Annotated in this window: 14 protein-coding genes; 4 read left to right on the plus strand and 10 right to left on the minus strand. The window is 61.3% G+C overall.

All coding sequences use genetic code 11. The features are described 5' to 3' along the window. Window positions 1-94 precede the first annotated feature (94 nt). The 8 genes from secF to pdxT all read right to left on the minus strand — a co-directional run bounded on the left by secF (window position 95) and on the right by pdxT (window position 7,417). Entirely contained in the window at window positions 95-1,084 is a 990-nt protein-coding gene (gene secF / locus AB4Y87_RS18325; RefSeq protein WP_442005718.1) for a protein translocase subunit SecF, read from the minus strand. Then, window positions 1,084-2,835, minus strand: coding sequence for a protein translocase subunit SecD (gene secD / locus AB4Y87_RS18330; protein WP_442005719.1), 1,752 nt, complete (start codon window positions 2,833-2,835; stop codon window positions 1,084-1,086). The genes secF and secD overlap by 1 nt, the downstream gene beginning before the upstream one ends. Before the next feature lie 113 nt (window positions 2,836-2,948). Beyond that, window positions 2,949-3,329 carry a preprotein translocase subunit YajC gene (yajC, locus tag AB4Y87_RS18335; RefSeq protein WP_442005734.1) on the minus strand — a complete coding sequence of 127 codons (381 nt, stop codon included), beginning with the start codon at window positions 3,327-3,329 and terminating at the stop codon, window positions 2,949-2,951. 186 nt (window positions 3,330-3,515) lie between these two features. Continuing rightward, a complete protein-coding gene (gene ruvB, locus AB4Y87_RS18340) occupies window positions 3,516-4,592 on the minus strand; it encodes a Holliday junction branch migration DNA helicase RuvB (protein ID WP_442005720.1) in 1,077 nt (358 codons plus the stop codon). Further along, the gene (ruvA, locus tag AB4Y87_RS18345; protein ID WP_442005721.1) at window positions 4,585-5,229 is read right to left on the minus strand and encodes a Holliday junction branch migration protein RuvA; all 645 of its coding nucleotides are present in this window, start codon (window positions 5,227-5,229) and stop codon (window positions 4,585-4,587) included. The genes ruvB and ruvA overlap by 8 nt, the downstream gene beginning before the upstream one ends. Window positions 5,230-5,332: 103 nt before the next feature. Beyond that, window positions 5,333-5,911, minus strand: coding sequence for a crossover junction endodeoxyribonuclease RuvC (gene ruvC, locus AB4Y87_RS18350; RefSeq protein WP_442005722.1), 579 nt, complete (start codon window positions 5,909-5,911; stop codon window positions 5,333-5,335). Window positions 5,912-5,956: 45 nt separating this feature from the next. Next, window positions 5,957-6,712, minus strand: coding sequence for a YebC/PmpR family DNA-binding transcriptional regulator (locus AB4Y87_RS18355; protein WP_442005723.1), 756 nt, complete (start codon window positions 6,710-6,712; stop codon window positions 5,957-5,959). 3 nt (window positions 6,713-6,715) lie between these two features. After that, a complete protein-coding gene (pdxT, locus tag AB4Y87_RS18360; RefSeq protein WP_442005724.1) occupies window positions 6,716-7,417 on the minus strand; it encodes a pyridoxal 5'-phosphate synthase glutaminase subunit PdxT in 702 nt (233 codons plus the stop codon). A gap of 126 nt (window positions 7,418-7,543) precedes the next feature. On the opposite strand from pdxT, the gene AB4Y87_RS18365 reads away from it, so the two are divergent. Both AB4Y87_RS18365 and AB4Y87_RS18370 read left to right on the plus strand, forming a co-directional pair. Beyond that, window positions 7,544-8,875 (plus strand): MurT ligase domain-containing protein, encoded by a 1,332-nt coding sequence (locus AB4Y87_RS18365; RefSeq protein WP_442005725.1) that lies wholly within the window; start codon window positions 7,544-7,546, stop codon window positions 8,873-8,875. Then, entirely contained in the window at window positions 8,872-9,612 is a 741-nt protein-coding gene (locus AB4Y87_RS18370; protein WP_442005726.1) for a type 1 glutamine amidotransferase, read from the plus strand. Before AB4Y87_RS18365 ends, AB4Y87_RS18370 begins: the two co-directional genes overlap by 4 nt. A gap of 29 nt (window positions 9,613-9,641) precedes the next feature. Here AB4Y87_RS18370 and AB4Y87_RS18375 read toward each other — a convergent pair whose 3' ends face one another. Continuing rightward, the gene (locus AB4Y87_RS18375; protein WP_442005735.1) at window positions 9,642-10,673 is read right to left on the minus strand and encodes a CapA family protein; all 1,032 of its coding nucleotides are present in this window, start codon (window positions 10,671-10,673) and stop codon (window positions 9,642-9,644) included. Between AB4Y87_RS18375 and AB4Y87_RS18380 the strand changes: the two genes are divergently transcribed. Both AB4Y87_RS18380 and AB4Y87_RS18385 read left to right on the plus strand, forming a co-directional pair. Beyond that, window positions 10,639-10,875, plus strand: a complete 237-nt coding sequence (locus tag AB4Y87_RS18380; protein ID WP_442005736.1) for a hypothetical protein — start codon at window positions 10,639-10,641, stop codon at window positions 10,873-10,875. The two genes, AB4Y87_RS18375 and AB4Y87_RS18380, sit on opposite strands and share 35 nt — an antisense overlap. Before the next feature lie 118 nt (window positions 10,876-10,993). Further along, window positions 10,994-13,006 carry a M3 family metallopeptidase gene (locus AB4Y87_RS18385; RefSeq protein WP_442005727.1) on the plus strand — a complete coding sequence of 671 codons (2,013 nt, stop codon included), beginning with the start codon at window positions 10,994-10,996 and terminating at the stop codon, window positions 13,004-13,006. 145 nt (window positions 13,007-13,151) lie between these two features. Here the strand turns inward: AB4Y87_RS18385 and AB4Y87_RS18390 are convergent. Further along, the coding region (locus AB4Y87_RS18390) for a pyridoxal 5'-phosphate synthase lyase subunit PdxS (RefSeq protein ID WP_442005728.1) at window positions 13,152-13,769 on the minus strand (618 nt) is incomplete at its 5' end.

The following is a 13,769-nucleotide window of genomic DNA, read 5'->3' on the forward strand; positions in this document are numbered from 1 at the left end:
ACAGCACATGACGCAGGCGCCGGCAAGTCAAAGAGAAAGGACCCCGCTGTAAAGCGGGGTCCTGCTCAAGGACGTAATGCCTGGTGGAAATAGTCTAAACAGTGGCCTCGGCCCGGCGGTGGGCCACTTTCTTGGCTTGCTTCACGAGGTCCGGCTCGCCCTGGCGCAGCCAGGCATAGAGCGGTGCCGCAATGAAGATCGTCGCTGCCGTTCCGATGAGGATTCCGACGAACAACGCCAGGGAAAGATCCCGCAGCGTTCCAGCGCCCAACAGTCCGGCCCCGATGAAGAGAATTGCTGCAACCGGAAGGACGGCAACCATCATGGTGTTGATGGAGCGGACCAGGGTTTGGTTGACCGCAAGGTTGACCTCTTCACCGAAAGTCCGGCGCGTAGAGGTGGAAATGTCCGCCGTGTTCTCGCGGATCTTGTCGAAGACGACCACGGTGTCATACAGCGAATAGCTCAGGACAGTCAGGAATCCGATGATGGCCGACGGCGTCACCTCGAAATCACTCAGGGCGTAGACGCCCGCTGTGGTGAACATCGTGACGAGCATGCCCACCAAGGCAGAGAGTGACATCTTCCAGGTCCGGAAATACAGAGCCATGAGGACAGCAGCGAGGCCGACGAACACCACCAGCCCAATAAGTGCCTGGCGTGTGACGTCCTGACCCCACGTGGGACCAACAAAGTTTGATGTCACCTCGTTGTCCGTTACACCGTAAGCGGTGGTCAGGCCTTCTTTGATGCGGTTGGTCTCGTCATCGGTCAGCTGGTCCGTCTGAATCCGCATGGTGTTGCCCGCCACGTTCGCAACGCGGGGAATGGCACCGGATACGACGTCATGGACAGCCTTTTCGCCCAGGCCGGCATCGGTGGTCTTCACGTTGGAAACGGTGAACTCCGAGCCGCCGCGGAACTCGATGCCGAGGTTGAAGCCGCCCTTCAAGACCGGGATCAGGATGGAGAGGGCCACAGCGACCGCAGCAATGATGAACCAGATCTTCTTGGAATCAACAAAGTTATAGGAGCGCTTGCCCGTGTAAAGCTCGTTGCCGAAGGTTGCGAAGCTCGTAGTCACTACTTCTCCTCCTTGGTGCCGTTGGAGGGACCGGTCAACTGGCCCTTCTCGGCAAGGCGCCGTTCGGCGATGGTCATGCGGCGTTCTGCTTCGGCTGCTGCACCCGTATTACGTGCACGGACAACGGCCGGTTTCTCAGCAGGTGTGCGGAGACGTCCAGCTCCCCGATACAACGGGATAGCTCCCAGACGGTCAGGTGACAGGCCGGAGAATCTGTGGCCTTCGCCAAAGAACCTTGTGCGGGCAAGGACCTGCAGCATCGGATGCGTAAACATGAACACCACGATGAGGTCAGCGACAGCCGTGAGGCCAAGGGTGAAAGCGAAGCCACGGACATTGCCCACAGCCACGAAATAAAGGACCAAGGCTGCCAGCAAGTTCACTGCCTTGGAGGCCAGCACAGTCCGCTTGGCACGCTTCCAGCCATTCTCGACGGCGGATACAAGCCCGCGGCCTTCACGAAGTTCATCGCGGATTCGTTCGAAGTACACAATGAACGAGTCGGCCGTCTGTCCGATGGCCACGATCAGGCCGGCAACACCTGCCAGGGACAGGCGATAGTTTTCAGTCCAACCCAGAATGGCGATGGCGAGGTAGGTCAAGCCACCGGCGACTACCAGGGAAGCGATGGTGACAAAGCCAAGGGCCCGGTACTGGAAGAGCGAGTACACAACTACCAACAACAGGCCGATGAGGCCGGCAAGCAGGCCGAGCCGGAGCTGATCGCCACCGAGCGTGGCAGAGATCTGTTCCTGGGACTGGATCTCGAAGGAGATCGGCAAAGCGCCGTAGCGGAGCTGGTCGGACAGTGCTTTTGCGGAGGCCTGGGTGAAGTTGCCCGTGATCTGCGGTTTTCCATCGGTGATGACTGCAAGCGACCTCGGTGCAGAGATGACCTTGTCATCAAGGACGATGGCGAATTGTGCCTTGGGGTCGTTGCCGCCCTGGGCAAGGGACGCGGTGTAGAACTGGTTCAACCGCTCCGTGACTTCCTTGAACTTGGCAGTTGCCTCGGAGTTGAACGTGATGTTCACGCCCCAGGAGTTGGTCACCGATCCCTGTGCACCTTGGACCTGCGAGAAGGAGGAGGAACTGATGTCCTGGCCTTTGACCTCGACCGGACCAAGGATGTACTTGATGGCCGGAGTCTTGTCCGTTGCCGGTTCACACGTCACCAGCGGCTTGGCCGGATCAGAACGCTCCCGCTTCTCAGTGGAAGGGTTGACGCAGTCCAGCGCCTCGAATTCCTTGTAGATCTCAGGAGTCACCCAGTTGGTATCGCTCGCGTTGGTGGGTTCCGCGGTGGGCTTGGGCAGCTTGTCATCCGGCGTACGGGATTCGACAGGGATGGCCGCAGGATCGGCCGCAGCGATCACCGGGCGGAAGTTCATGTCCGCCGATGCCTGGATGAGGTCACGGGTTTCCTTGGACGGAGTTCCCGGGAGGCTCACCACCACGTTCCGCCCCGACTGGGTGCTGATCTCGGCTTCGGCAACACCGGAGCCGTCCACACGCTGCCGGATGATGGCCACTGCCTGGTTGAGCTGTTCCTCAGTGATATCGCTGGAACCCTCTACGCGGGGGGCCAGAATCATCTGGGTGCCGCCCTCGAGGTCCAAGGCAAGTTTGGGAGCCCAGCTCGCATGGCCGGAAATGACTCCGCCACCCAGCACAGCGGTGAGTACAACGAATATTGCTCCAAGCCAAGTCAGCACCCTGCGGGCTGAGTTTTTGGGGCCGGTCCGTGCCATTATCGATCTTCCTTTTATCGCCGGACAGCCGCCGGCGGACGCTGGTAAGCGTCAGCCGGCGGCTTCCGCTGCCGTAGAAGTGTCCTTGCGCGGTGTTGCCGCGACTGACGGTGCTAGTTGTCCTTCTTGTCCTCGTTGTTGAGGCGCGCGATGGTTTCGTCCGGCGTTTCAGTCGCAGCGGGGGTCTCATCGGCAACGGTCAACGAAGAAGCGTCGTCCGGAACAACAGGGGCTTCCTCTTCAGCCTTTTCGACCACCTTGGTGACGGCCTGGCGGTGAACCGTAGCTTCGTTTCCGGGAGACAGCTCGATAACGACCTTGTTCTCAGCTTCATCGATGGACACGATGCGTCCGAAAAGACCGAAGCTGGTCATGACATCGACGCCCGGAGCGAACTTGGACTGCATCGCAGCCTGCTGCTGCTGGGTCTTCTTGTTGCGGCGGAACATCATGAAGACAAAGAGTCCAAGCATGACGAACAGCAATATGGTCATTGGATCCACAGGGAAGTTCCGTTCTTTACTTACGTTTTGGTTCACGGCAACGTCCCCGGCAGATCCTGCGGCCACGGGACGAAACCCGCATAGCAACGCGCTTCACCGCGAAGCGGGCGCATGGATCAAGGACTCGAACGTGCCGAGCGTCATACCAGTCTAGTGGGAAAAGCTGAATACAGCGTGTTAACCGATGGTATCTACGCTTTCAGCATGGTTTTCATCCTCGTCAAACAACGCTAGGGTCTCCTGACCGAATACGCCCGCAGGCACAGCATAACCAAGGTGTGTCCAGGCTGATGCCATGGCGATGCGCCCACGAGGTGTCCGCCCAAGCAGTCCTTCGCGCACCAGGAATGGCTCAGCCACGGTCTCCACCGTTTCGGGTTCTTCACCCACGGCAATGGCCAAGGTGGACAAGCCAACAGGGCCACCATTGAACTTGGTAATGAGGGCTTCGAGAACGGACCGGTCCAGCCTGTCCAAGCCACGCTCGTCTACTTCGTACATATCCAAGGCAGCTGACGCCGACCGGGCATCGATTTGCTCAATGCCATGAACGAGGGCCCAGTCACGGACACGGCGCAGGAGTCGGTTGGCTATACGTGGTGTTCCCCGGGAGCGACCGGCGATCTCGGTGAAACCTGCAGAGTTTACCTTCAGGTCAAGAAGCCCGGCAGAGCGGCGGAGGACAAGTTCGAGTTCGGCCACCGAATAGAACTCGAGGTGCCCGGTGAAACCGAATCGGTCCCTCAAGGGGCCCGGAAGAAGTCCTGCACGGGTGGTGGCGCCTACCAGGGTGAAAGGCGGGAGCTCCAAAGGAATTGCAGTTGCGCCTGCTCCCTTGCCAACCACGATGTCCACGCGGAAGTCCTCCATGGCCATGTACAGCATTTCTTCTGCGGGCCTGGACATGCGGTGGATTTCGTCAAGGAACAGGACCTCCCCCTCCGAGAGCGAGGAAAGGATGGCGGCGAGATCCCCGGCGTGCTGGATGGCCGGTCCGCTGCTGATACGCAGCGGCGCGTTCATCTCCGCTGCAATGATCATGGCAAGTGTGGTCTTACCGAGTCCTGGAGGTCCGGACATCAGCACGTGGTCGGCGCTGCGGCCACGCATTTTCGAGGCCTCAAGGACCAAGGCAAGTTGCTTGCGGACCCGATGCTGTCCTACGAAGTCGTGCAGGTTCTTGGGTCGGAGAGCAGCCTCAATGACCCGCTCTTCCGGTTCCTCTCCCCCGCTGACGAGTGACTGCTCAGCCACGGCTGCCTACGCGGTTGCCGGCGCGGGCCCCGTCCTGGCCAAGCCAGCGCAGCGTAGCCCGAAGTATTTGGGCCACGTTACCGTCGTCGACAAGCTCGGGGGAATCGGCCATGGCTTTATCGATGCTGCCGGCGGCGTCCTTCTCGGACCAGCCCAGACTGGTCATGGCAGCCACTACCTGGGGCTTCCATTCCACGGTAGCGATCACCGCAGGTGTTGTTCCTGTGCCCGTGCCGTGCGGGACCAACTTCCCGGCCAGCTCGAGGACAATACGGCCGGCCACCTTTGGCCCAATGCCGGGCACCTTGGTGAATGCCTTGCTGTCACCGGTGTGAGCCGCCACCCGGATGGCTTCCGGTTCGTGCACGGCAAGTACGGCCAGAGCCAGCCGCGGCCCGACGCCGCTCACGCTCAGCAGGACATCGAAAACCTCGCGTTCATCATCATCGGCGAAGCCGAACAACGTGAGGGAATCCTCACGGACGATCATGGAGGTGAAGAGCTTCGCCTCGGCACCTACTTTTAGGTGGCTCAAGGTCTGGGGTGTAGCGAAAACGCTCATTCCCGCACCGTTGAGGTCGATCACGGCGGTCGACAAGCCAACGTGGGCAACTGTTCCACGGAGAAAACTGATCAAGACCCGGCTCCTGAGGTACTGCCTGCTCGGCTCCCATGGATCCATGGCGCCAAGCGGACTATCCGAACATATCTACGAATACCCTAGCAAGGGGTACCGACAATCACCGCGCACGGCGCGCTTTCGCTTCGGCTTCCGCCCAGGCCCGCTGAGCCGGGGTGAGGGAACCCGTGCCCGTGTTCCCGCCGATTCCACCCATGCCGCTCCCTGCCCGCCAAGCATGCGTCAGGGCCAGAGCGAGGGCGTCTGCGGCGTCTGCAGGCTTGGGCGGGGCATCGAGCCGGAGGATTTTTGTGACCAACTTGGTGACCGCATCCTTGTTGGCAGTACCACTACCGGTCACGGCCGCTTTGACTTCAGAGGGTGTGTGCAAGGCGACGGGAATGCCGCGACGCGCGGCCGCTGCGATGACAACGCCCGAGGCCTGGGCAACGCCCATCACCGTGCTGACGTTCATCTGCGAAAAAACGCGCTCGACGGCGACGACGTCCGGCTCGTGCAGGTCCAGCCACTCGTCGATGGCTTGTGCGATGACCAAAAGCCGCTTGTCCAGCGTCAGCTCAGCTGAGGTCCCGACCACACCAACAGCCACCATGGTGGCCCGGCGGTTCCGTTCGATATCAACTACACCGATGCCGCAACGGGTGAGGCCCGGATCGACTCCCAATACGCGAAGAGTCAAGTCCGGGCCTCCCTGTTTGTTGTCAAAATAAAGGTTCTGCCCTGCCTAGTCGGCGTCGAGGGCAGCCTGTACTTCCTCGCTGAAGTCGGCGTTGCTGTAGACGTTCTGGACGTCATCGAGGTCTTCGAGGGCATCCACGAGTTTCATGAATTTCCGGGCGCCATCAATATCCAGGTCCACCTGCATGGAGGGCACGAATTCAGCTTCATCGGATTCGTACTCGATGCCGGCATCCTTCAAGGCATCACGGATGGCCTGCAGATCGGAGGGCTCGGAATGCACTTCCCAGTTCTCGCCACTGTCCTTGACTTCCTCTGCGCCGGCGTCCAGGACGGCCATCAGGATGTCATCCTCGTTCAGCCCATTCTTTGGCAGCACCACGACGCCCTTGCGGGTGAACAGGTAGCTGACCGAGCCGGGATCTGCAATGGTGCCACCGTTGCGGGAAATCGCGAGTCGAACCTCGGAAGCCGCACGGTTCTTGTTGTCGGTCAGGCACTCAATCAACAACGCCGAGCCCTGGGGGCCACGGGCTTCGTACATGATTTCGGTGTAATCGACCACTTCGCCTGTGAGGCCGGCGCCACGCTTGATGGCGCGGTCGATGTTGTCGTTGGGAACCGAGGTCTTCTTCGCCTTGGTAACCGCGAGTTCCAGGCCTGGGTTGCCGGCGAGGTCCGGGCCGCCCATGCGCGCAGCAACTTCGATGTTCTTGATCAGCTTTGCGAACGACTTTGCACGCCTGCTATCAATGATGGCTTTCTTGTGCTTGGTAGTCGCCCATTTGGAGTGGCCTGACATGCTTTACGCTTCTCCTCTGATCATTCGAATAAAGAGTTCATGCACGCGCTCCTCACCTGTGACTTCCGGATGGAAAGAGGTGGCCAACAGCTGGCCGGAGCGCACTGCAACAATTCTAGCCAATCCGTGCAAAGTGGCGGTGTGGCTGGCATGCTCCGGATCAACCTGAGCCAGGACTTCGACTCCCGGGCCAACCCGTTCCACCCAAGGTCCACGGATGAAGACTGCGTGCACCGGATCCACGCCGGACTCCCCTGCGCTGAACTCGAGTCCTTTGAAATCGAGGTCCGTTTCAAACGACTCGCGCTGCCGCCCGAAGGCATTGCGGCGCACCGTGATGTCCAGTCCTCCGAAGGTCTGCTGGGGGTTTCCGTCCAGATCAGTAGCGGGGTCGGCAATCTCATCGGCAAGGAGAATCATGCCAGCACAAGAGCCGTACACGGGAAGGCCTTCGGCGATACGCTTCCGCAGCGGGTCCGCGAGTTCAAAGATCCTTGAAAGTTTGTCGATCGTGGTGGATTCCCCACCCGGGATGATGAGGCCGTCAACGTCATCCAGCTCTGCAGGGCGACGGATGCCCACACCCGTGGCGCCTGCGGCTTCCACTGCGTGGATGTGCTCGCGGAAGTCGCCTTGGAGGGCCAGTACGCCGATCCGGAGTCCTGCACCCACGCGTGATGAAGCGTCGGAAAGGGGGTTGGTCATTAGACCATCATAGTGGTCCGGTCAGGCAATCTCCTCCCCGAGGCCACCCCGGAGGACAAGCGGGAGTGCCAGCAGGAGAAGCCTCCAGGCCAAGTTCCATGCCTTAACTGGGATATATTACAGAGCATGTTTTCCTTCAGCGTTCCCCTCGGCAAGCTGGTCCGCACACTGTCCCGGCTCCGGGGTGGCGGCTCTGCTTTCCCCGGCCTGGTGGTTGAAAAAATCGATCCTGGTTTCATGCAGAGAACGCTGTCCGGCCTTCCCCATGGTGTGGCGGTTGTCAGTGGCACGAACGGAAAGACGACAACCACCAAAATGGTGGTCGAGCTGCTGGAAAGCCAGGGCCTGAAGGTCTTCACCAACCGCACAGGCAGTAACTTCACCCGGGGCGTAGCCGCCTCCCTCCTCGGCGATGTTGACTGGCGTGGCCGACTCGACGCCGACGTCGCCATCCTCGAACTCGACGAAGCACATGCCGTGCATTTCGTGAACAAGGTCCCACCCCGTTTCAGCCTCTTGCTGAACGTCCTCCGCGACCAGCTTGACCGGTTCGGCGAGATCGACAAGACCGCCCGACTGCTCGAACACATCGCCCAGAAAACCACGGATACCGTGGTGCTGAACCGTGAAGACCCCCGTGTGGCACGCATCGCCAACACCCTCAATGCTCCGGGGGCCCTCCACCATCCCAGCGTCCGCTATTTCGGCCTCGATGAATCGCTGCGCAGCACGTTTCCCAACGACGACGATATGCGGACCGCCACCACGGGCCCCTCGTCCCCGAACACACCGGCACCCGGCACCGCAGGTGAGGTACCCGACGGCCCTGCTGCCGACGTCGTACTCCGCCGCGTGGGTGCCCAGGACGCTGACTTTGAGTTCGACGGCGAAACAGTCACCACGGGCATGAAGCTGCGGGGTGTCTACAACATCTTCAACGCGGCCGCCGCGCTCTCCCTGGCCAGGGCGATCCTGGGTACGGGAGCCGTCGACACTCCCAAACTGGTCAAAGCACTCGGTGATGTGGCTCCTGCTTTCGGGCGCGGCGAAAGCCTCACCGTGGATGGCCAGCCGTTGGAACTTGTGCTCGTTAAGAATCCCAGTGGCTTCCGGCTCGGCCTGAAGTCCTTCCCTGCCGGCGGATACGCCACCATGATCGCCATCAACGACAATTATGCAGATGGCAGGGATATGTCCTGGCTCTGGGACGTTGACTTCGAATCGCTCAGGGAAGATGGGGTCGAGGTCCTTACCGGCGTCCGCGCCTACGATATGGCCCTGCGCCTGCAATACGACGAGGTCCGCTTCGGTACAGTCGAGACCGACATAACCTCGGCGCTCCATGCATTTATCGACGGCTCGCGAGGCAAGCCCAAGCGGATTTTCTGCACGTACACCGCCATGCTCGCGATCCGTCGCGAACTGGCCAAAATCACCATAGTTGAGGTGGTCTCATGACCTCGGAAGCACAGCCCACCAAAGGAACCGTCCGCGTCCTGCAGCTGTACCCGCGGGACATGAATATTTACGGTGACTGGGGCAATGCCCTGGTCCTGCAGAAACGAATCAAGTGGCATGGCTACACGCCGGAGCTGCTTGAGTACAACGTCGGCGACGACTTTCCCGAGGACATTGACATCATCGTGGGTGGCGGCGGGCAGGACAGCGGCCAGCTGGTTATTCAGGACGATCTTCAGGCACGCGCCGATCATTTGCGGGAGCTCGCGGACGAGGGCGCACCAATGCTGGTCATTTGCGGTCTCTACCAGCTTTTCGGAAAGTTCTTCAAGACAAGCGCAGGCCCTGTCATTCCCGGGATCGGTATCCTCGACGTCGAAACGCACGGCACTGATGAGCGGCTGATCGGCAATGTCACACTCAAGTCCTCAGAATTCGGGGACGTCCTGGGCTACGAGAACCACAGTGGGCAGACCACGCTGGGCCCCGGCGTCCAACCGTTGGGGACAGTTACCAAGGGTGCAGGGAACAACAGCAAGGACGGTCACGAGGGAGCCCGCTACCGCAACGTGGTGGCCAGCTACCTGCACGGTTCGCTGCTGCCCAAGAACCCGGCGATCGCCGACTTCCTGATCCGGACGGCCGTGGAACGCAAGCATGGCACTTTCGTGCCTGGAACGCCCGACGACGACTTTGCCCGCCTCGCGCGGGAGCACGCCGCCCGCCGCCCACGCTAGCCGGGTGGTGGTTCGACTACCTGCCGACGCTACTTCTCCTTGGTAATGAGCAACTCGTGGGCGCCGGCAGTTGCTGCCCCCATCGACTCAACCACAGTCTTGGTGCGCTCGTGGGTCTCTGCATCAGCTGCCGGCGAAGCGCAGACTCCTTGGGGTGCATCGCTGGCCACTGAGCACCAACGGTAGGGATCCCGGACAATCACGGACGGCGCCCATGCGAGATCCGAGGCGGTCCAAACACCGGCCGCGTTCTGGCTGAACTGTGCACGGACCAGAAGTCCTTCATTGTTGACCACATACCAGGGCGACAATTCCGTCACGCCATTGCCCAGTCCGTAGACAATCCACGTGCCCTTGTAGTTTTCGATCGGCAGCACCGAGTGCGTGTGGTGTCCATAAATCATGGTGAATTGGCCGCTGTCCACCAAGGCGTGGGCGACTTCCTGTTGCTGGGCATTGGCCTCGCTGGCGTACTCATCACCGGCGTGCATGACTCCCAGCACGATGTCGGCCCCTAGCGCACGGGCCTTGGTGGCTTTCGCAATCATGACCGTGGGATCAAGCTCGTCCACAAGCCACGGGTACTCCGGAATCTGCCCGTTGTGACCGTAGGTGCCAGCAATGACGGCTACCGTTGCGGCGCCTGTTTTGAGCATCAGGATTTCCTGTGATGCAGCTTCAGTCCGGTAGGAACCAGTGTGCTTGAGCCCGGCAGCATCCAGCGCATCCAATGTCCGGAGCAACCCTTCCGTCYCCCGGTCTATGGTGTGGTTGCTGGCTGTGGTGCAGGCTTGGTACCCCACATCCTTGGAGGCGGTAACGATCTGCGGCGGGACATTGAAGGACGGGTACGCGGAGAACGGACCATCCGGGGTGGCAACAGGGGTTTCCTGGTGGCAAATGGCGAGATCGCTGTTCCGGATGTAGCGGCGCTGGCCTTCAAGGAGCGGTATGAAGGTGTATCCAGGCTGCCCTGCGGCAGCAGCATCGGCGCGGGCCTGCTGCCACAACTGTGTATGGATCAGCATGTCGCCCGTGACAGTGATGGAAGTACAACGCAGCTCGGAACAAGCAGGCCCCTTGCCCGGGGTTGGCGTAGGAGTCGGCGTTGGGGTGGACGCAGGAGACGCGGGGGCAGTAGCGGCGCTGCTTTGCTCCCGGGAGTCGTTCTCTGCGATTACTCCGCAGGAGCTCAAGGACATGGCAAGCACTGAGGCGGCCAACAGGGCGCCCGTTCGCCGTGAACTCTTGCGGCGGCTGTGAGCCCGACGACTTGCGGAAGATGTGATGTTCCCCATAACGGCAATCCTACGGCGCACGACGCGCGGGATTCTGGCGAGTCGCCCTTGAGGACACGATTCTTAAGTGAAAGAGTCCCTTCATGACGAATCCGCTTTTGAGTCCCAGTCCCCTGCCGTTCGGCTTGCCACCCTTTGAAGCAATCAGCACCGAGGACTACGCCGAAGCCGTGGACGCGGGACTGGACGAGCACCTCCACGAGATCCAGCAGATTGCGGCGAACCCTATGCCGGCGACTTTCGAGAACACGGTCTTGGCCATGGAAAGGTCCGGGCGGTTGCTGGACCGGGCCTCGGCGTCGTTCTTTACGCTTGTATCGGCCGATGCGTCGGAGGCGATCAGGGAGTTGGAGACTGGCCTCGCACCCAAGTTTGCCGCACATCAAGACGCCGTCTACATGAACCGTGACTTATACGAACGCTTCAATGCCATCGACAGCGCCAGCCTCAATGATGAGTCTGGGCGCTTGGTCCAGGAATACCTCAAAGAGTTTCGGCAGTCCGGCATTCAACTTGACGACGACGGCCAGGCGCGGCTTCGGGAAATCAACGCCGAACTCTCGCGTCTGGGCACTGAATTCGGCCAGCGCGTCAAGGAGGGGATCAAGGCTGCCGCTATTCTCCTCGACGACGAAGCCGACTTGGCCGGCATGTCTCCCGAAGATGTCGCTGGCGCTGCCGAAGCCGCCAAGGCCGCCGGGGACGACGGTCAGTTCCTCTTGACGCTGATCCAGCCAAGCAACCAGCCTGCCCTCGCCTCGCTGGAAAACCGGACCGTTCGGCGTCGCCTGTTTGAAGCGTCCCTCGCTCGAGGCACCGACGGCGGAAATCTGGATGTCCGTGATCTGGTGACGGCAACGGTCCGCTTACGCGCGGAGAAAGCCGGCCTGCTGGGCTTTCAAAACTTCGCGGAACTCGTAGTGGACCAGCAGACGGCCCCGGACTTCACGGCCGTGCAGGCAATGTTGGGCCGGTTGGCACCTGCAGCCGTCCGTAACGCCCAAGCCGAAGCCGAAGCTTTGGCCGAGTCCGCCGGCCATCCACTGGAGCCTTGGGACTGGGCTTACTACTCCGCCCAGGTTCGGCGGGAAAGGTACCAAGTGGATGAACAGGCCATCAGGCCCTACTTCAGCCTCGAAACTGTCTTGGCTGACGGCGTCTTCTTCGCAGCGACCCAGCTCTATGGCATCACGTTCCATGAGAGGCCGGATCTGGCCGGATACCACGAGGACGTCCGGGTGTGGGAGGTGCAAAACGAGGACGGCAGCGCTCTGGGCCTCTTCCTTGGGGACTACTACACGCGCGAATCCAAGCGCGGAGGAGCCTGGATGAACTCGCTCGTGGAACAGTCCCGTCTCCTTGGCACGCAAGCCGTGGTGATCAACAACCTCAACATCACCAAGCCGGCGCCCGGCGAGCCTGCTCTCCTGTCCCTGGACGAGGTCCGGACTGTCTTCCACGAATTCGGGCATGCGCTCCACGGCCTGTTCTCCGATGTGGAGTATCCTCGGTTCTCCGGAACGTCCGTGCCCCGGGACTTCGTGGAGTACCCGTCCCAGGTCAACGAAATGTGGATCATGTGGCCCGAGGTATTGGCTAATTACGCACGCCACCATGCGACGGGAGAACTGCTCCCGCAGGACATCGTGGACAAAATCAACGGATCCCTGCTGTGGGGTGAGGGATTCGCCACCACTGAATACCTCGGAGCAGCATTGCTGGATGTGGCATGGCACATACTGGCCCTGGAGGACGTCCCGGACGACGTCCTTGCCTTTGAAGCCAAGGCGTTGGCCGACGCCGGCATCGCCCACCCGCTGATTCCGCCGCGCTACCGCACCGGCTACTTCCAGCACATCTTCGCAGGCGCCGGTTATGCGGCTGGCTATTACTCCTACATCTGGAGCGAAGTCCTGGATGCGGACACCGTTGAGTGGTTCAAGGAAAACGGCGGCCTCACGCGCGCAAACGGCGACCGGTTCCGTTCGGAGCTGCTCGCCCGCGGAAACAGCCGGGATCCGCTGGAATCCTTCCGTTCATTCCGAGGCCGGGACGCAGAACTGGAGCCCCTCCTGAAACGCCGGGGACTCAACTAACCCAAACACCCCAGAAAACGGAACGGTGGGCGCCGATCCGGCAGCGTGCATAAAAGGGCCCCCGCCCCAGCCCACCGCCAAAATGGCGGCAGCGAGAGCGGGGAATAGCACGCAGAGGATCGGCGCCCACCGGGCGCAATGGAACCTACCAGCCGCGCTCTGCCAGGCGGTGGGGCTGCGGGATTTCGTCGACATTGATGCCGACCATCGCTTCGCCCAGGCCGCGGGAGACCTTCGCGATGACGTCAGGATCATCGTAGAACGTGGTGGCCTTCACGACGGCGGCAGCGCGCTCGGCGGGGTTGCCAGACTTGAAGATGCCCGAACCGACAAACACGCCATCGGCGCCGAGCTGCATCATCATCGCAGCGTCAGCCGGGGTGGCGATGCCACCGGCGGTGAACAGGACAACGGGGAGCTTGCCGGTGGCGGCGATTTCCTTGACCAGCTCGTACGGGGCCTGCAGTTCCTTGGCCGCAACATACAGCTCGTCTTCGGGAAGTGCGGCCAGCTTGGCGATCTCGGAACGGATCTTGCGCATGTGCCCGGTGGCGTTGGAAACATCGCCGGTGCCGGCTTCGCCCTTGGAACGGATCATCGCCGCGCCTTCGTTGATGCGGCGCAGGGCCTCACCGAGGTTGGTGGCGCCACAGACGAAGGGAACGGTGAAGTTCCATTTGTCGATGTGGTTCACGTAGTCGGCCGGGGTCAGGACCTCGGACTCGTCGATGTAGTCCACGCCGAGGGACTGCAGGACCTGGGC

This window comes from Paenarthrobacter sp. RAF54_2 (genome assembly GCF_052113945.1).
Classification (GTDB): domain Bacteria; phylum Actinomycetota; class Actinomycetes; order Actinomycetales; family Micrococcaceae; genus Arthrobacter.